Annotated in this window: 14 protein-coding genes; 11 read left to right on the top strand and 3 right to left on the bottom strand. The window is 67.4% G+C overall.

Going from position 1 to position 18,325, the window contains the following annotated elements; genetic code table 11:
• Positions 1–36: 36 nt before the first annotated feature.
• Entirely contained in the window at positions 37–702 is a 666-nt protein-coding gene (locus AC6EUH_RS01420; RefSeq protein WP_499737603.1) for a prepilin peptidase, read from the bottom strand.
• A 293-nt stretch (positions 703–995) separates the two neighbouring features.
• Here AC6EUH_RS01420 and rplM point away from each other — a divergent pair, with 293 nt between their 5' ends.
• From rplM to glmM, 3 genes are all read left to right on the top strand, one after another.
• On the top strand, positions 996–1,439 hold the full coding sequence (rplM, locus tag AC6EUH_RS01415) for a 50S ribosomal protein L13 (protein WP_056425332.1): 444 nt from the start codon (positions 996–998) through the stop codon (positions 1,437–1,439).
• A 36-nt stretch (positions 1,440–1,475) separates the two neighbouring features.
• On the top strand, positions 1,476–1,985 hold the full coding sequence (gene rpsI / locus AC6EUH_RS01410) for a 30S ribosomal protein S9 (protein WP_056425334.1): 510 nt from the start codon (positions 1,476–1,478) through the stop codon (positions 1,983–1,985).
• 169 nt (positions 1,986–2,154) lie between these two features.
• A complete protein-coding gene (gene glmM, locus AC6EUH_RS01405) occupies positions 2,155–3,516 on the top strand; it encodes a phosphoglucosamine mutase (protein WP_499737602.1) in 1,362 nt (453 codons plus the stop codon).
• Positions 3,517–3,587: 71 nt separating this feature from the next.
• Here glmM and AC6EUH_RS01400 read toward each other — a convergent pair whose 3' ends face one another.
• Positions 3,588–4,514 carry a M15 family metallopeptidase gene (locus AC6EUH_RS01400; protein ID WP_499737601.1) on the bottom strand — a complete coding sequence of 309 codons (927 nt, stop codon included), beginning with the start codon at positions 4,512–4,514 and terminating at the stop codon, positions 3,588–3,590.
• A 5-nt stretch (positions 4,515–4,519) separates the two neighbouring features.
• Positions 4,520–5,485, bottom strand: coding sequence for a type I pantothenate kinase (gene coaA / locus AC6EUH_RS01395; protein ID WP_082492526.1), 966 nt, complete (start codon positions 5,483–5,485; stop codon positions 4,520–4,522).
• Positions 5,486–5,619: 134 nt separating this feature from the next.
• On the opposite strand from coaA, the gene glmS reads away from it, so the two are divergent.
• From glmS to AC6EUH_RS01355, 8 genes are all read left to right on the top strand, one after another.
• Positions 5,620–7,512 carry a glutamine--fructose-6-phosphate transaminase (isomerizing) gene (gene glmS, locus AC6EUH_RS01390; RefSeq protein ID WP_499737600.1) on the top strand — a complete coding sequence of 631 codons (1,893 nt, stop codon included), beginning with the start codon at positions 5,620–5,622 and terminating at the stop codon, positions 7,510–7,512.
• A gap of 4 nt (positions 7,513–7,516) precedes the next feature.
• Positions 7,517–7,864, top strand: a complete 348-nt coding sequence (locus tag AC6EUH_RS01385; protein WP_056425346.1) for a holo-ACP synthase — start codon at positions 7,517–7,519, stop codon at positions 7,862–7,864.
• Between the two features lie 61 nt (positions 7,865–7,925).
• A complete protein-coding gene (locus tag AC6EUH_RS01380; protein WP_499737599.1) occupies positions 7,926–9,440 on the top strand; it encodes an NAD(P)H-hydrate epimerase in 1,515 nt (504 codons plus the stop codon).
• Positions 9,441–9,531: 91 nt separating this feature from the next.
• The gene (gene glgX / locus AC6EUH_RS01375) at positions 9,532–11,769 is read left to right on the top strand and encodes a glycogen debranching protein GlgX (protein WP_056425351.1); all 2,238 of its coding nucleotides are present in this window, start codon (positions 9,532–9,534) and stop codon (positions 11,767–11,769) included.
• A complete protein-coding gene (gene treY / locus AC6EUH_RS01370) occupies positions 11,766–14,105 on the top strand; it encodes a malto-oligosyltrehalose synthase (RefSeq protein WP_499737598.1) in 2,340 nt (779 codons plus the stop codon). The genes glgX and treY overlap by 4 nt, the downstream gene beginning before the upstream one ends.
• Positions 14,106–14,149: 44 nt before the next feature.
• The gene (treZ, locus tag AC6EUH_RS01365) at positions 14,150–15,946 is read left to right on the top strand and encodes a malto-oligosyltrehalose trehalohydrolase (RefSeq protein WP_499737597.1); all 1,797 of its coding nucleotides are present in this window, start codon (positions 14,150–14,152) and stop codon (positions 15,944–15,946) included.
• A gap of 15 nt (positions 15,947–15,961) precedes the next feature.
• A complete protein-coding gene (gene mgrA, locus AC6EUH_RS01360) occupies positions 15,962–16,999 on the top strand; it encodes an L-glyceraldehyde 3-phosphate reductase (RefSeq protein ID WP_056425360.1) in 1,038 nt (345 codons plus the stop codon).
• 170 nt (positions 17,000–17,169) lie between these two features.
• Positions 17,170–18,255, top strand: coding sequence for an inositol-3-phosphate synthase (locus AC6EUH_RS01355; protein ID WP_056425363.1), 1,086 nt, complete (start codon positions 17,170–17,172; stop codon positions 18,253–18,255).
• The last annotated feature ends 70 nt before the right edge of the window (positions 18,256–18,325 follow it).

Below are 18,325 nucleotides of genomic sequence, written 5' to 3'. Positions count from 1 at the left end.
TTACTAATGCGGTCAGAGGTGCGGCAGTGGCAGGAGTTACGGAAGTAACAGGATGACCGCGAGTCCTGCTGCCAGCATCGAGGGGCCGTAGGCCACCTCTTGGGGCTTGTTTCCGCGGTTTTTCGCTATCAGGACGGCGGACGCGAGGCCCCCCGCGACGAACGCCAGGGCTCCGCCATAGAACAGTTGCGACCAGCCTAGGTAGCCCAAGTACAGCCCAAGTGGTGCCGCGAGCTTCACGTCACCCATTCCGAGGCCGTTTCTGCTGGTCAAGGCCAAAACCAGGTAAAAAAAGAACAAGATTACGGACCCGGCGGCTCCGCGAATCAGGTCGCCGGCAGCTCCCGCGGCCAGTGCGGCGGACCCCAAGAGGGCAAAGCCCGCGCCGAGCAGGGGTCCAACAAGCCGGTTCGGCAATAAATGGTGCACTATGTCGATGCGCGCCAAGGGAACGGCGAATATGCCAAGTAATACGTAGGCGGGAAGTTCGGCGGTGGCACCGAAGCGCCACGCCAGCAGGGCCGAGAGGATAAAGGTGGCCGCCGCCGTCGTGATCCCCGCGCGCCACGAGGCATCGCCGGCCAGCCGGGGGAGCCCCCGCCGGACGAGGGCGTCGGCGATGAGCCCCAGGCACATGCCGGCCAGCCCGATCCCGACAATAAACAACGCGGATGCGGAGCCTGCGGCGGCAGTGTCGAACACGTTTCCTCCAAGGATGCGGCGGGCCGGGGCGGGCTAGATGCATCCGGACACCCCATTTTGACCCAGCGACACGTCTTCCGCTATTCTTGGTAGTCGTTGTGCGTGTCCTTCTCGATGATGCGTGCCCGCTTGGGAATCCGGTTGCAGGATGACTACCCAACGTGCACATTCGAGACTTCAGGACGACTGGTTACATAGAGCCCTCACCTCTGTTCCGGTAGCGCATAGATAGTAGGTGCACCTTCGTGTGACGCCTAAAACAAGAACGCCAGAACAAGAACGAGGCAAACACCGTGCGTACGTACACCCCGAAGCCCGGCGATATCAACCGCCAGTGGCACGTCATTGACGCCACCGACGTTGTCCTTGGTCGTCTTGCCAGCCAGACCGCAATCCTGCTGCGCGGCAAGCACAAGGCCACCTTTGCGTCCCACATGGACATGGGCGACTTCGTCATCATCATCAACGCTGAGAAGGTTGCCCTCACCGGCGCCAAGCTGGAGCAGAAGCGCGCATACCGCCACTCCGGCTACCCGGGCGGCCTGACCTCCGTCAACTACGCGGAACTGCTGGAATCCAACCCGGTCCGCGCCGTGGAGAAGGCCATCAAGGGCATGCTCCCGAAGAACTCCCTCGCTGCACAGCAGCTGGGCAAGCTCAAGGTTTACAAGGGTGCCGAGCACCCCCACGCCGCCCAGCAGCCCAAGACTTTCGAAATCACCCAGGTCGCCCAGTAGTCCTGGCCACCAACCAACTTTTAATCAAGGAGAATCGTGGCTCAGAACGAAGAACTGACCACCGAAGCCGTTGAGGCTGAGGAAAACCTGACCAGCTACACCTCGGAAAGCGGTGCTGCAGAAGCAGCAGCGCCGAAGAAGGAACGCCCGGCACTGACCGTCGCCGGCGCTGCAGTTGGCCGTCGCAAGGAAGCTGTTGCACGCGTTCGCGTTGTACCGGGCTCCGGCAAGTGGACCATCAATGGCCGCGAACTGGCGAACTACTTCCCGAACAAGCTGCACCAGCAGGACGTCAACGAGCCCTTCAAGATCCTTGATCTCGAAGGCGCCTACGACGTTATCGCCCGCATCCACGGTGGCGGCATCTCCGGCCAGGCCGGCGCGCTGCGCCTCGGCATCGCCCGTTCTTTGAACGAGATCGACGTCGACAACAACCGCGCCACCCTGAAGAAGGCCGGTTACCTGCGCCGCGACGCACGCGTCATCGAGCGCAAGAAGGCTGGTCTCAAGAAGGCCCGTAAGGCTCAGCAGTACTCCAAGCGCTAAACCCGCTTGCGGGCGCCAAAAACGCCTCTACGGAAGCCCGTTCCGCCCTTTGTGGCGGGGCGGGCTTTCGCCGTTTAAACAGCGGCAACACAGGCATACGGGCGGCGCCGCGAGGCGGTCCGGCGGCTCGGCACAGGATCCGCCCGCTTGATCGTCTAAACTTGGTCCGATGTCTAGATTATTTGGAACAGATGGTGTCCGGGGCCTGGCGAACGGCCTGTTGACGGCCGAGCTGGCGTTGCAGTTGGCTCAGGCCGCCGCCGTCGTGCTTGGCCATGAGCGCAATACCAACGGAACGCGGCCCCGTGCCGTTGTTGCGCGGGACCCGCGCGCCAGCGGTGAGTTCATCGCGGCAGCCGTGGAGGCGGGGCTCTCGAGCTCCGGGATCGACGTTTACGACGCCGGCGTGCTCCCGACTCCGGCAGCGGCCTACCTGGTGGCAGACTTGGATGCCGACTTCGGCGTGATGATCTCCGCGTCGCACAACCCCGCCCCGGACAACGGCATCAAGTTCTTTGCCCGCGGCGGCCAGAAACTCCCGGACGCTGTGGAAGACGCCATCGAGGAACAGCTCGGCAAGGAGCCTTTCCGCCCGGTCGGGGGAGAGGTGGGCCGGATCCAGCGCTTCTCCGACGCCGAGGACCGCTACATCGTCCATCTGCTCGGCTCCCTCCCGCACCGCCTGGACGGACTCAAGGTGGTGCTGGACTGCGCCCACGGCGCGGCGAGCGGCTGTTCGCCCCGGGTCTTCAAGGACGCCGGCGCTGAAGTCATCCTCATTGGGGCGGAACCCGACGGCCTGAACATCAACGACGGCGTGGGCTCCACCCATTTGGGACCGCTGAAGCAGGCAGTGCTGGAGCACGGGGCCGATCTGGGGATTGCGCACGACGGCGACGCGGACCGCTGCCTGGCAGTGGACCACGAGGGCGGCGAAGTGGACGGCGACGAGATCATGGCCATCCTTGCCGTGGCACTCAAGGCGTCCGGCAAGCTCAACGACGACGTCCTCGTCGCTACCGTCATGAGCAACCTTGGACTCAAGATCGCGCTCCGCGAGGCCGGCATCAGCCTGCGCGAAACCGGCGTCGGCGACCGCTACGTCTTGGAGGGGATGCGCGAAGGCGGCTACAACCTCGGCGGCGAGCAGTCCGGACACGTGATCTTTGCGGACCACGCTACTACGGGCGACGGCGTCCTCACCGGCCTGCAGATTGCCGCTCAAGTGGCACTCACCGGCCGTCCGCTGAAGGACCTGGCCACGGTGATGACCAAGCTCCCGCAGGTCCTGATCAACGTCAAGGGCGTGGACCGCACCCGGGTCAAGGGCGACGAAGCCGTTGCAGCGGCCGTAGCCGCCGCCGAAACCGAACTCGGCGACACAGGCCGTGTGCTGCTGCGCCCCTCCGGCACGGAGCCGGTGGTTCGCGTCATGGTGGAGGCCGCGTCGCAGGAGACAGCCCAGGCCGTAGCCGAACGCCTGGCGCAGGTGGTCCGGACCGAGCTGGCACTGGAGCTCGTGGCCGACTGAATCGACTTTTAGCTGAAAACAACAATGGCGCGCCCCGACGGGGCGCGCCATTGCTGTTGCTCCTGGTGCCGCTACCGGTACGCCGGCGCCGCCTCAAGACCGAAGTATTGCTCGAGCGTCGTGATTCCCCGCGTCTTCATCTCACCCGCCGCTTCCACGCCGACATAGCGCAGGTGCCAGGGCTCGTAGTAGTACCCCGTGATGTCGTGAAGCATCCACGGGTAGCGCACCACGAAGCCGAACCGGTGGCCGTTGGCCTTGGCCCAGGCCGCCGCGGGCTGATCGGCGAAGCAGGGCTGGAAGCTGCAGGCCCCTCCGCCGTCGCCGATGTCGAAGGACCAGCCGGTCTGGTGCTCGGAGTGGCCAGGCCGGGCTGACGCCGTATCGGCTGCAGCCTGTCCCCGGGAGTTCACATAGCCGTTGTACGTCGAGGTCTGGGTCGCGAAGGACCGGTAGCCGCTGGCCAGCGTCATGGTGACGCCGGCCCCGGCTGCGGCCGCGAACATCTTCTCTGCCGCGGCCGCCGTCGTGCTGTTGAGCAGGGCGGCTTCACCGGACGTGGCCAGGCGCACGCGTGGCTGGACGAGGGCGGCCGGCACGTAGGCGGCAGGGGTCAGCGGACGGTGTTTGTTCACCACCACCCAGGGACTCGCCGGGTCGGTAAGCGAGTGCCGGGGTTTGACGGTGGAGCGTGCCGGCGGTGCGGTCTCCGGCGCCGTTGCCGCGGGACTGGCCGGCACGGACGCAGCCGGCGGTGCGGTGGTGGTGGCCGTGGCGGACGGCGTCGCGGTGACGGGCGCCGACGTCGCCGTTGGCGTCGGAGTTGGCGTTGCAGCTGCGGCCGCGGACGGGGTCGGCCGGGCGGCTTCGGGGGCGCAGGCGCTCAGGGCTGCGAGGCCCGTGCCTGCCAGCAGCAGGCGGCTGAAGGCCCGCCGGCTGGCGGTGGGATTGGCTGGTTCCGGTGCCTCCGGATGCTCCGCTGACCCGTCGTGGCACACGTGTGCTAGACCTTGCGCAGCAGCATGCGGCGGATGGAATGGTCGGCGTCCTTGGTGAGGACCAGCTGCGCCCGGCCGCGGGTGGGAAGCACGTTCTCCTCAAGGTTGGGTTCGTTGATGCGCTTCCAGATCTCACGGGCCGTCTCTTCCGCCTCGGCGTCCGAGAGCGTGGCGTAACGGTGGAAGTAGGACTCCGGCTGGGCGAACGCCGTGGTGCGGAGTTTGCGGAAGCGGTCCACGTACCACTCCTCGATGTAGGACGTTTTGGCATCAACATAGATGGAAAAATCGAAGAAGTCACTCAACGCCAGGCCCTGCCGGCCGTCATGCCGCGGGCGGGCCGGTGCCAGGACGTTCAGCCCCTCGACGATCAGCACGTCGGGGCGTCGCACCACCACTTCCTTCCCCGGGACGATGTCATAGGTCACGTGGGAGTACCAGGGTGCCCGGACTTCCTCGGCGCCGCCTTTGATTTCGCTCACAAAACGGAGCAGCGAGCGGCGGTCATAGGATTCGGGGAACCCCTTGCGCTCCAGCAGTTGCCGCCGCTTGAGTTCCGCCAGCGGGTAGAGGAAGCCGTCCGTGGTGATGAGCTCAACATTGGGCGTCCCGGGCCACCGGCGGAGCATCTCGCGCAGCACACGGGCGATGGTCGACTTGCCCACGGCCACCGAGCCGGCGACGCCGATCACGAACGGCGTCCTCTGGGTCTGCTCGCCCAGGAAGGTGGTGGTTGCTGCATGGAGCTGGCCTGCCGCCTCGACATACAGGTGCAACAACCGGGACAGGGGCAGGTAAACCTCGCGGATTTCCTTCATATCAAGGGGATCGCCGAGGCCGCGGAGACGGAGTACGTCCTCCTGGTTGAGGGGCTGCTCCATCTGGGCAGCGAGCCGGGACCAGGTCTGCCGGTCCAGCTCCACGAACGGGGAGACGCCGTCGCCGTTCGCTTCATTGCGTTGCAAAGTCACCCTAGAGATTCTGCCCTCCGCCGGGCCGAGAGCGAAATGGGGCCGCCCCGTAGTGCCCCCGCGGGGCGGCGGACGGCGTGTTACTAACGCGGATTCGACGTCGGCTGCCGGGGAAACCCGCTAGGCTTGAGTCCATGTGTGGAATCGTTGGATATGTGGGCCACTCCGCTGGCCGGGTAAATACTGGACACAATGCCTTGGACGTTGTCCTTGAAGGACTGCGGCGACTGGAGTACCGGGGGTACGACTCTGCGGGCATCGCAGTGGTAGCCGGCGGAACCATTTCGTCCCGCAAGAAGTCGGGCAAACTGAGCAACCTCATTGCCGAACTCGACGCCAACCCCCTCCCGGAATCGCTGACCGGCATCGGCCACACCCGCTGGGCCACCCACGGCGGACCGACGGACCAGAACGCCCACCCGCATCTCGCCGATGACGGCAAGCTGGCCGTGATCCACAACGGCATCATCGAAAACTTCGCCGAACTCAAGCTGGAACTCACCCGCAAGGGCGTGACGTTCCTGTCCGAAACCGACACCGAGGTCGCGGCCGCGCTGCTGGCCGACATCTACCGCAACCAACTCGGGGGCGACTCCGCCAACGGCGGCCTCACCAAGGCCATGCAGCTCGCCTGCCAGCGACTCGAAGGCGCCTTCACCCTCCTCGCCGTGCACGCGGACCAGCCCGACGTCGTCGTGGCGGCCCGCCGCAACTCCCCGCTCGTCGTCGGGCTCGGTGACGGCGAGAACTTCCTCGGCTCCGACGTCTCCGGCTTCATTGACTACACACGCCGCGCCGTCGAACTCGGCCAGGACCAGATCGTGACGATCACCGCCGACACCGTGGAAATCACGGACTTCTACGGCGCCCCGGCCGAAGGCAAGGAATACCACGTCAACTGGGACCCGGCCTCCGCGGAAAAGGGCGGCTTCCCGTCCTTCATGGAAAAGGAAATCCACGACCAGCCGGACGCCGTCCTGCAGACCCTTCTGGGCCGCTCGGACATCAACGGCCGCCTGACCCTCGACGAACTCCGGATTGACCCGGAACTGCTCAAGAGCGTCAGCAAGATCATCGTCCTCGCCTGCGGAACCTCCGCCTATGCCGGGCAGGTCGCCAAGTACGCGATCGAACGCTGGTGCCGGATTCCCACAGAGGTGGAGCTCTCCCACGAATTCCGCTACCGCGACCCGATCGTGGACGAGAACACCCTGATCGTCTCGATCTCCCAGTCCGGCGAGACCATGGACACCCTGATGGCCGTCCGTTACGCCAAGGAACAGGGCGCTAAGACGGTTTCCATCTGCAACACCAACGGCTCCACGATCCCGCGCGAATCCGATGCGGTGCTCTACACCCACGCCGGCCCGGAAATCGCCGTCGCCTCCACCAAGGCCTTCCTGGCGCAGATCACCGCCGCCTACCTCCTGGGCCTCTACCTTGCCCAGCTGCGCGGCAACAAGTTCCAGGGCGAGATCAAGGACATCCTGGCGGACCTCAACAAGATCCCCGCCAAGATCCAGCAGGTCCTCGACAACGAAGACCAGATCAAGGAACTCGGCCGGTCCATGGCGGACGCCAAGTCCGTGCTGTTCCTGGGCCGCCACGTCGGCTTCCCGGTGGCCATGGAGGGTGCGCTCAAGCTCAAGGAGCTCGCCTACATCCACGCCGAGGGCTTCGCCGCCGGTGAACTCAAGCACGGCCCGATTGCGCTGATCGAGGAGGGCCAGCCCGTCTTCGTGGTGGTTCCCTCACCCCGCGGCCGCGACTCGCTGCACGCCAAGGTTGTCTCCAACATCCAGGAAGTCCGGGCCCGCGGCGCCCGGACGATCGTGATCGCGGAGGAGGGGGACGAAGCCGTCAAGGCCTACGCCGAGCACGTCTTCTACATCCCCGAGACCCCGACGCTGCTGGCCCCGCTGCTCAGCACGGTCCCGCTGCAGATCTTTGCCCTCGCCCTGGCATCCGCCAAAGGCTACGACGTGGACCAGCCTCGCAACCTGGCCAAGAGCGTGACCGTAGAATAACGCCATGATCGTTGGCATTGGCGTAGACGTCGTAGACATTGACCGGTTCGGCCGGCAGCTGGAGCGCACCCCCGGGCTGCGCGACCGGCTGTTCGTCCCCGCGGAACGCGAACTGAACACGCGGTCCTTAGCGGCCCGGTTCGCCGCCAAGGAAGCCGTGGCGAAGGTCCTCGGCGCCCCTGCGGGCATGAACTGGCAGGACTGCTGGATCGGTCTTGACGAGAACGGGCCCACCGTCCAGGTCAAGGGCACTGTGCTGGCCGTGGCGGAGTCAAAGGGCGTCAAGCGCTGGCACCTCTCGATGAGCCACGACGGCGGCATTGCCACCGCAACGGTCATCGCCGAGGGCTGAACTCCACCTGCCTGACCAGACCCGGACATCCCGCAGACTGCACCGCGAATGGACTGAAACCATGATCAGCGCCTACACCGGAACCCAGATACGAGAGGCTGAGAAGCCTTTCCTGGATAAAGGTGTGGGCGCTGTTCTTATGCAAAGGGCAGCCCACGGGCTGGCCAACGCCGTGGTCCGCGAACTGCGGGCCCGCGGCCAGCGCCTCTACGGCGCCAGCGTCACGGTCCTCGCCGGCAAGGGCAACAACGGCGGGGACGGGCTGTTCGCGGCCGCCATGCTGGCCCGCCGCGGCATGCGGACGACGGCGGTCCTCACCGCGGGGGAGGCCCACCCGCAAGGACTCGCGGCCCTGGCAAAAGCCGGCGGCCGGGTGATCCGCCTGACGCCGGACACCATCGCCGGCGCAGCGGCGGCCGCCGCACAGTCCGGCGTCGTCATTGACGCGGTGCTGGGAACTGGCGCGCAGGGCGGACTCCGGGGCCCTGCGGCGGAGCTGATCGAGGCGCTGGGACGCTCCCGGCCCGGACTCGTGGTGGCCTGCGACATTCCCAGCGGTGTGGACGCCGACACCGGAGAAGCCCATACCCCTGTTCTCCGCGCGGACCTGACCGTGACGTTCGGGGCGGCCAAGGCGGGCCTGCTGGCCGACCCGGGCGCGGACTTCGCCGGCCGCGTCCAGGTGATTCCGATCGGCATCGAGGCCGCCCTCCCGGAGCCGGCCCTGCGCCGCTTCGAGGCGGCGGATCTGCAATTGCTGCTCCCGCATCCCGGACGGCGCTCCCACAAATACTCCCGCGGCGTCCTGGGCGTGGTGGCCGGCTCGCAGCGGTACCCCGGCGCGGCGGTTCTCGCCTGCCACGGCGCGCTGGCCGCCGGCGTGGGCATGGTGCGCTACCTTGGACCCCCGGACGTCGCCGACCTGGTCCGCCGCTCCTGCCCCGAAGTCGTCTGCGGCACCGGCAGTCCCGCGGATGCCCACGTCCAGGCCTGGCTCCTGGGCCCGGGGCTTGACGAGGAAGCCCACGAGCAGCTGGAGCGCGTCCGCGACGCCGCAGCCACCGGGCTGCCGGTGGTGGCCGACGCCGGGGCGCTGCCGGCCCTGCCCCGCGCCCTCGCCCCCCGATTCGTGCTGACACCGCACGCCGGCGAACTGGCCGCGCTGCTTGCGCGGTACGGCGCGGACCCCGGCCGCGACGGCGTGGAGAACGCCACGCTCGCGGCCGCCCGGCAGGCCAGTGAACTGACCGGGGCCACCGTCCTCCTCAAGGGCGCCACCACTCTCGTCGCCGCCCCCTCGGGTGCCGTCTTCAGCCAAGCCGAAGCCACTCCCTGGCTGGCCACGGCCGGCAGCGGGGACGTCCTGGCCGGGATCCTGGGAGCCCTGCTCGCGCAGCTGGCCGGCAGCCCCGAAACCCAAGCGTCCTTCGGCATCCGCGGCGATAACCGCTGGGCGGGCATCGCGGCGCTGGCCGCCAGCGTCCATGGCCGGGCCGGAACCCTCGCCTCGGGCGGCGGGCCGGTGACGGCGTCGGACGTGGCGACATCCGTGCGGGAGGCCATGACGACGGTGTAACAAATCCGGGCGTTCAGTGCGCCGAGTCAATTAGTAACCCTGCTTACAAGTAGTCTGTCTAGAGAAATTTCGCCACGCACGAGGAGTACACATGGAAGTCTGGCCCGGAACGGCTTACCCGCTGGGAGCCACTTTTGACGGCACCGGCACCAATTTTGCCCTGTTCAGCGAGCGTGCCGAACGCGTGGAGCTGTGCCTCCTCGCCGATGACCTGAGCGAGACGCGGATCGAGCTGACCGAAGTGGACGGCTACGTGTGGCACTGCTACCTGCCGCAGGTCCAGCCCGGCCAGAAGTACGGGTACCGGGTCCACGGGCCGTACGAGCCGGAGCACGGCAACCGCTTCAACCCCAACAAGCTGCTGATGGACCCCTACGCCAAGGCCGTCCAAGGCCAGATCGACTGGGACCCGGCGCTGTTCACCTATGAATTCGGCGACCCCGACTCCCGGAACGACGCCGACTCGGCGCCCCACACCATGCACGGCGTGGTGATCAACCCCTTCTTCGAATGGGACGGCGACCGCCAACTGCGGATCCCCTACCACCAGTCGGTCATCTACGAGGCCCACGTCAAGGGCCTGACGGAACTGCACCCGGAGGTCCCGGACGAGCAGCGCGGAACCTATGCCGGCGTCGCGCACCCGGCCGTGATCGAGCACCTGAAGAAGCTCGGCGTCACCGCGATCGAACTTATGCCCGTCCACCAGTTCGTCAACGACGGCACGCTCCAGGAGAAGGGCCTCAACAACTACTGGGGCTACAACACCATCGGCTTCTTCGCCCCGCAGAACACCTACAGCTCCTCCGGCGATGTGGGGCACCAGGTCCAGGAGTTCAAGGCCATGGTCCGCGACCTGCACCGGGCCGGCATCGAAGTGATCCTGGATGTGGTCTACAACCACACCGCCGAAGGCAACCACCTCGGGCCCACACTTTCCTTCAAGGGCATCGACAACCAGGCCTACTACCGGCTGGTCGACGACGACATGAAGCACTACATGGACTACACGGGCACCGGAAATTCCCTGAACGTCCGGCACCCGCACTCGCTCCAGCTGCTGATGGATTCCCTGCGGTACTGGGTGACGGAGATGCACGTCGACGGCTTCCGCTTCGACCTTGCCTCCACGCTGGCCCGCGAGTTCTACGACGTGGACAAGCTCTCCACCTTCTTCGAACTCATCCAGCAGGACCCGATCGTCTCCCAGGTCAAACTGATCGCCGAGCCCTGGGACATCGGCCCGGGCGGATACCAGGTGGGCAACTTCCCGCCGCAGTGGACCGAGTGGAACGGCAAGTACCGCGACACGGTCCGCGACTTCTGGCGCGGAGAGCCCTCCACACTGGGCGAATTCGCCTCCCGCCTGACCGGCTCCGCGGACCTGTACGAAAGCTCCGCGCGGCGCCCCGTGGCGTCGATCAACTTCGTCACGGCCCACGACGGCTTCACCATGCGCGACCTGGTCTCCTACAACGAGAAGCACAACGACGCCAACGGCGAGGGCAACAACGACGGCGAATCCCACAACCGGTCCTGGAACTGCGGCGAGGAGGGGGACACGGACAACGACGAGGTCCTGACCCTCCGCGCCCGCCAGCAGCGCAACTTCATCGCCACCCTGCTGCTCTCGCAGGGTGTCCCCATGCTGCTGCACGGTGACGAGCTGGGCCGCACCCAGCAGGGCAACAACAACACCTATTGCCAGGACTCCGAGCTGAGCTGGATCCACTGGGACGCAATGGACCAGCCGCTGGTGGAGTTCACCGCGTTCGTCAACAAGATCCGCCACGATCACCCGACGTTCCGCCGCAGCCGCTTCTTCGACGGCCGGCCGGTGGTCCGCGGTGAGGGCGAGAAACTGCCGGACATCGTCTGGCTGAAGACCGACGGCACCGGAATGCTGCCCGAGGACTGGGGCAGCGGCTTCGGCCGGACCATCGGCGTGTTCCTCAACGGCCACGGCATCCAGGAGCAGGACTCCCGCGGTCGCCGGATCACCGACGACAGCTTCCTGCTGGCCTTCAACGCCCATGACGACAGCGTGGACTTCTGCCTGCCGGCCGAGGAGTACTCGCCCTTCTGGGATGTGCTGGTGGACACCGCGGACCAGGCCGACACCGAGAAGCCGATCAAGGCAGGCTCGGTGCTGAAACTGGCAGCCAAGTCCATGGTGGTGCTCCGGGCTCACTCCGGCCCCGAGGTGGAGGTGGACTACTCCGCGGCCGCATCACTGGCCTCGATGGCCGAGCACGAGGACGCACTAGAGGAAATGGTGGAGGCCCAGGACGAGGCCGCCGAAGCCGTCTCGAAGGCTGCCGCCAAATGAGGACTCCGGTCTCCACTTACCGGCTGCAGATCCGGCCCGGCTTCACCCTCCAGGATGCCGCCGAGACCGTGCCCTACCTGAAGTCGCTCGGCGTGGACTGGATCTACCTCTCGCCGATCCTCACCGCGGAGAAGGGCTCGGACCACGGCTATGACGTGACCGACCCCTCCGCGATCGACCCGGACCGCGGCGGCCCCGAGGGTCTGGCCGCCGCGGCGCGGGCGGCCCGTGAGGCCGGCATGGGCGTGCTCGTCGACATCGTGCCCAACCATGTCGGCGTTGCCACCCCCATCCAGAACCCGTGGTGGTGGTCGCTGCTCAAGGAAGGACAGCAGTCCCGCTACGCCCAGGCGTTCGACGTCGACTGGGACTTCGGCGGCGGCCGGATCCGGATCCCCGTGCTGGGATCCGACTCCGACGTCGACGCGCTGGAAATCCGGGACGGGGAGCTGCGGTACTACGACCACCGCTTCCCGCTGGCCGAGGGAAGCTATACCGCAGGTGACCCCACTGCGGACGACCCGCGCGCGGTCCACGACCGGCAGCACTACGAGCTGGTCGGCTGGCGCCGGGCCGACAACGAGCTGAACTACCGCCGGTTCTTCGCCGTCAACAGCCTGGCCGGCATCCGGGTGGAGCTCCCCGAGGTCTTCGACGAAGCCCACGCCGAGATTGTCCGCTGGTTCCGCGAAGGTCTGGTGGACGGACTCCGGATCGACCACCCGGACGGCCTGGCCGATCCGGAGGGGTACCTGCGCCGGCTCCGCGAGGTCACGGGCGGCAGCTACCTGCTGATCGAAAAGATCCTCGAACCCGGTGAGGTCCTTCCGGAGAGTTTCGACTGCGAGGGCACCACCGGCTACGACGCCCTCGCGGACGTGGACCGGCTCTTCGTCGATCCCGCCGGGCAGGAAGCCCTGGACGCCCTCGACGCCGAGCTGCGCGGCGGCCAGGCGGCGGACTACGAGGACATGATCCGGGGCACCAAGCGCCGGATTACGGACGGGATCCTCCACTCCGAGATGCTCCGGCTGGCGCGGCTGGTGCCGTCCGGCACGGGGCTCACGGTGGAAGCGGCCGCCGATGCCCTCTCCGAGATCATCGCCGCCTTCCCGGTGTACCGCAGCTACCTTCCCGAAGGCGCCGACGTGCTGAAGGAAGCGTGCGAACTTGCCGTCCGGCGCCGTCCGGAGCTGGCGGACGCCGTCGGACTGCTGCTGCCGCTGCTCCTCGACGCCGGCCCGGAACCGGGCGCCGAACTGGGACGCCGCTTCCAGCAAACCTCCGGCATGGTCATGGCCAAGGGCGTGGAGGACACCGCGTTCTTCCGCTACACCCGGCTCGGCACCCTGACGGAGGTCGGGGCCGATCCCACCGAGTTCTCGGTCGCGCCGGAGGAGTTCCATCACCGGATGGCGCGCCGCCAGGCCGAGATCCCGCTGTCCATGACCACACTGAGCACCCACGACACCAAACGCAGCGAGGACACCCGTGCGCGGATCTCCGTGCTCGCTGAGGTGGCGGGGGACTGGAAGGCCGCCCTGGCCCGGCTGCAGGAACTGGCGCCGCTGCCCGACGGTCCGCTCGCCAACCTGCTGTGGCAGGCCATCGCCGGTGCCTGGCCCGCGGACCGTGACCGGCTTCAGTCGTATGCACAGAAGGCCGCCCGGGAGGCCGGCAACTCCACCGACTGGCTGGACCCGGACGCCGCCTTCGAGGAGAAGCTGGCCGCCGCCGTCGACGCGGCCTTCGACAACCCTGCCGTCCGGGCGGAACTGGAGTCCCTTGTGGAGCTCCTGGCGACGTATGGCGCCATCAATTCGCTCGGCGCCAAGCTCGTACAGCTGACCATGCCGGGCGTCCCGGACGTCTACCAGGGCACCGAGTTCTGGGACCGCTCGCTGACCGATCCGGACAACCGGCGGCCGTTCGACTACGGTGCGCGGCGCGCGGCCCTGGCCGCGCTCGACGCCGGCGACCGCCCGGCGTCGTACACCGACGACGCCGCGAAGCTCCTCGTCACCTCGCGGGCCCTGCGCCTGCGCCGTGACCGCCCGGAGCTGTTCACGGGCTACCGGCCCGTTGCCGCAACCGGGGCGGCCGCCGGGCACCTCATCGGCTTTGACCGCGGCAGTGCCGCCGGCGTAGGCGCCGTCACGCTCGCCACCCGGCTGCCCCGCGGACTGGAGCAGCATGGCGGCTGGCAGGACACCGCCGTCGAACTGTCCGTGGACATGACGGACGAACTGACGGGAACCACGTTCGACGCCGGCCCCGTCCGGCTTGCCGACATCCTGCGTGACTACCCGGTGGCGCTGCTGGTGCCCACCTCCTGACCGCACCGACTGACCCACCGACCCCCAGGGAACGGAAGAATGCCATGACCTTGCCTGCACACGGAACCGAACGCTTCAACGTCTGGGCGCCGGACGCCCAGGCCGTCACCCTGCTCGCCGGCGGCCGGGAGTACCCGATGCGCCGGACCGACAGCCCGGCAAGTCCGGACGGCCCGGCACGTCCGGACGGCACAGGTGGCTGGTGGACCGCCCCGGACGCCCCCGCCACCGGGGACGTTGACTACGGCTACCTGATCGACGGGGACACCACACCGCTGCCGGACCCCCGGTCCCGGCGGCAGCCTGCCGGTGTCCATGCCCTGTCGCGGACCTTCGACGCCGGCAACCACGATTGGTCGGACGGGCAGTGGCAGGGGCGCGGGCTGCAGGGAGCGGTGATCTACGAACTGCACGTGGGGACGTTCACCCCCGAGGGAACGCTGGACGCGGCCGCCGGGAAGCTCGACTACTTGGTGGACCTCGGCGTCGATTTCGTGGAGCTGCTGCCGGTGAACGGCTTCAACGGCACCCACAACTGGGGCTACGACGGTGTCCTCTGGTACGCCGTGCACGAAGGCTACGGCGGACCCGCCGCCTACCAGCGCTTCGTGGACGCGGCCCATGCCGCCGGGCTGGGCGTCATTCAGGACGTGGTCTACAACCACCTCGGACCCAGCGGGAATTACCTTCCGCGCTTCGGGCCGTACCTGAAATCGGGGGAGGGCAACACCTGGGGCGACTCGGTGAACCTCGACGGCCCCGGTTCCGACGTCGTGCGCGCCTACATCCTCGAGAACGCCGCCATGTGGCTGCGGGATTACCACGTGGACGGGCTCCGGCTCGACGCGGTGCACGCCTTCAAGGACGAGCGGGCCGTGCACCTGCTGGAGGAGTTCGGTGCGCTCGCGGACGGAATCTCTGCCGAAACCGGCCGCCCCGCCACCATGATCGCCGAGTCGGACCTCAACGACCCGCGCCTGCTCTACCCGCGGGACGTCAACGGCTACGGACTGGCGGGGCAGTGGAGCGACGACTTCCACCATGCCGTGCACGTCAACGTCAGCGGCGAGGCCACGGGCTACTACGCTGACTTCGAATCCCTCGAGGCCCTGGCGAAGGTCCTGGTTGACGGGTTCTTCCATGACGGCAGCTACTCCAGCTTCCGCGGTCGCCACCACGGCCGGCCCATCAACACGGCCGCGGTCCACCCGGCGGCGCTGGTGGTCTGCAGCCAGAACCATGACCAGATCGGCAACCGGGCCACCGGCGACCGGCTGTCCCAGACGCTGGGGTACGGGCAGCTGGCGCTGGCCGCCGTCGCAACCCTGACCTCACCGTTCACGCCGATGCTGTTCATGGGCGAGGAATACGGTGCCACCACGCCGTGGCAGTTCTTCACCTCGCATCCGGAGCCGGAACTCGGCCGGGCCACTGCGGAGGGCCGGATCAAGGAGTTCGAACGAATGGGCTGGGACCCCGCCGTCGTGCCGGACCCGCAGGACCCGGAAACCTTCACCCGTTCCCGGCTCAATTGGGCAGAAGCCGCGGACGGCGACCACGCCCGCCTGCTTGACCTGTACCGCCGGCTCATCGCGTTGCGCCGTGCGACGCCGGAGCTGTCCGGTCTGGGCTTCGAGGACACTGCGGTGGCCTTCAGCGAGGCCGACCGCTGGCTCCGGCTGCGCCGCGGAAGCGTGGAGGTCGCGATGAACTTCTCCGCCGAACCGCGGCGGCTCGCCGTGGCCGGCGCCTCGATCGCACTGGCCACTGACGACGCCGTGCGCCTCGACAGCGGCCAGCTGGACCTGCCCGGCCACAGTGCCGCCATCATCTCGAAGTAAGACAGGATGTTACGTATGACTTATGTTGCAGCAGATACCCGTTATGACTCCATGCCCTACCGCCGCGTCGGCCGCAGCGGGCTGAAGCTCCCCGCCATTTCGCTCGGCCTGTGGCACAACTTCGGCGACGACAAGCCCTTCGAAACCCAGCGCGCCATCCTGCGCCGCGCCTTCGACCTCGGCGTCAACCACTTCGACCTGGCCAACAACTACGGTCCTCTCGCCGGTTCCGCCGAGACCAACTTCGGCCGGCACCTCCGCGATGACTTCGCCCCCTACCGCGACGAACTCATCATCTCCACCAAGGCCGGCTACAACATGTGGCCGGGCCCGTTCGGCGAATGGGGCTCCCGGAAGTACCTGCTGGCCAGCCTGGACCAGTCGCTGAACCGGATGGGCCTGGACTACGTGGACATCTTCTACAGCCACCGCCCCGACCCGGAAACGCCGATGGAAGAGACCATGGGTGCCCTGGACCAGGCCGTCCGCTCCGGGAAGGCCCTCTACGCAGGCATCTCCTCCTACACCCCGGAGCAGACCCTCGAGGCCGCCCGGATCCTCAAGGAGCTCGGCACCCCGCTGCTGATCCACCAGCCCAGCTACTCCATGCTGAACCGCTGGACCGAAAACGGCAGCCCCAACCTCTACGAGGCGCTGGAACAGGTGGGAGCGGGCTCGATCGCGTTCTCGCCGCTGGCACAGGGCATGCTGACCGACCGCTACCTGGACGGGATCCCGGCCGATTCCCGCGCCGCACAGGAGAAGTCCCTGGACGAGAACAGCATCACCGAGGACAAGCTGGACCGCGTGCGGGGACTGCACCGGATCGCGGAAAGCCGCGGGCAGTCCCTGGCGCAGATGGCCATCGCGTGGATCCTGCGGGAGCAGGGCAAGGGCGCCCCGGTGACATCCGCACTGGTCGGCGCGTCCAGTGTCCGCCAGCTCGAGGACACCCTGTCCGCGATCAACAACCTCGACTTCACCGCGGAGGAGCTGACAGCGATCGACGAGTTCGCTGTCGAGTCCGATATCAACCTGTGGGCCCAGAAGTAGCTGGCCCCGCCTCCCGGTAATACCGGCGGCGCGGCGGCCCGGGAACAACTCAGGCCGCCGCGCCGTTGACTAGAATGCTAATGGCGCCGTACGGTGCCGTGCCCGCTGCCGCCGTCGTGCATCAGAGTACTTCCGCACCGGGCATAAGAAGTTGTCCCCAAAGGAGTTCCGTGTCTTCACATCCGATTCGTGTTGCAATCGTCGGCGTAGGTAACTGTGCCACTTCGCTGGTCCAGGGCGTTGAGTACTACCGGGACGCCGATCCCCAGGCCACGATCCCGGGCCTGATGCACGTGGAGTTCGGCAAGTACCACGTCAACGACGTCCAGTTCGTCGCCGCGTTCGACGTCGACGCCAAGAAGGTGGGCCAGGACCTGTCCGCCGCCATCCTGGCCAGCGAAAACAACACCATCAAGATCGCCGACGTCCCGCCGACCGGTGTGACCGTCCAGCGCGGCCCGACCCTCGACGGGCTCGGCAAGTACTACCTTGAGACCATCGAGCAGTCCCCGGAGGAGCCGGTCGACGTCGTCCAGGCGCTCAAGGACGCCAACGTTGACGTGATGGTCTGCTACCTGCCGGTCGGCTCGCAGGAAGCTGCGGAGTACTACGCCCAGTGCGCGATCGACGCCGGCGTGGGCTTCGTCAACGCTCTCCCGGTCTTCATCGCCGGCACCAAGGCCTGGGCGGACAAGTTCACCGCCGCCGGCGTCCCGATTGTGGGCGATGACATCAAGAGCCAGATCGGCGCCACCATCACGCACCGCGTCATGGCGAAACTGTTCGAGGACCGCGGCGTGACCTTGGACCGCACGTACCAGCTGAACGTCGGCGGCAACATGGACTTCAAGAACATGCTGGAGCGCGACCGCCTCGAGTCCAAGAAGATCTCCAAGACCCAGGCCGTGACATCCAACGTGGAGGCCGAGCTGGCCGCCAAGGATGTCCACATCGGCCCGTCGGACTACGTCCAGTGGCTTGACGACCGCAAGTGGGCCTTTGTCCGCCTCGAGGGCCGCAACTTCGGCGACGCCCCGGTGTCGCTGGAATACAAGCTGGAAGTCTGGGACTCACCCAACTCCGCCGGTGTGATCATCGACGCCATCCGCGCCGCCAAGATCGGCCTGGACCGCGGCATCGGCGGCCCGCTGCTCTCCGCCTCGAGCTACTTCATGAAGTCCCCGCCGGAGCAGTTCAACGACGACCTCGCCCGCGAAAAGGTCGAGGCCTTCATTCGCGGCGACCTGGAGCGCTAAACCCGCACTCCGACGCTCCCGCACTTTTGGCGCGTTCCACCCCGACGCTCCCGCACCTTTGGTGTGGGAG

The organism is Arthrobacter sp. 001422645 (assembly GCF_059816125.1).
Note: the sequence above shows the minus strand (reverse complement) of the source record. Positions and strands in the feature narration are given on the sequence as shown.

Coding starts and splice junctions, on each gene's coding strand:
- mgrA (WP_056425360.1), top strand. CDS start 15,962: ATGACTTATGTTGCAGCAGATACCCGTTATGACTCCATGCCCTACCGC.
- AC6EUH_RS01380 (WP_499737599.1), top strand. CDS start 7,926: ATGATCAGCGCCTACACCGGAACCCAGATACGAGAGGCTGAGAAGCCT.
- treY (WP_499737598.1), top strand. CDS start 11,766: ATGAGGACTCCGGTCTCCACTTACCGGCTGCAGATCCGGCCCGGCTTC.
- glmS (WP_499737600.1), top strand. CDS start 5,620: ATGTGTGGAATCGTTGGATATGTGGGCCACTCCGCTGGCCGGGTAAAT.
- glgX (WP_056425351.1), top strand. CDS start 9,532: ATGGAAGTCTGGCCCGGAACGGCTTACCCGCTGGGAGCCACTTTTGAC.
- glmM (WP_499737602.1), top strand. CDS start 2,155: ATGTCTAGATTATTTGGAACAGATGGTGTCCGGGGCCTGGCGAACGGC.
- treZ (WP_499737597.1), top strand. CDS start 14,150: ATGACCTTGCCTGCACACGGAACCGAACGCTTCAACGTCTGGGCGCCG.
- AC6EUH_RS01385 (WP_056425346.1), top strand. CDS start 7,517: ATGATCGTTGGCATTGGCGTAGACGTCGTAGACATTGACCGGTTCGGC.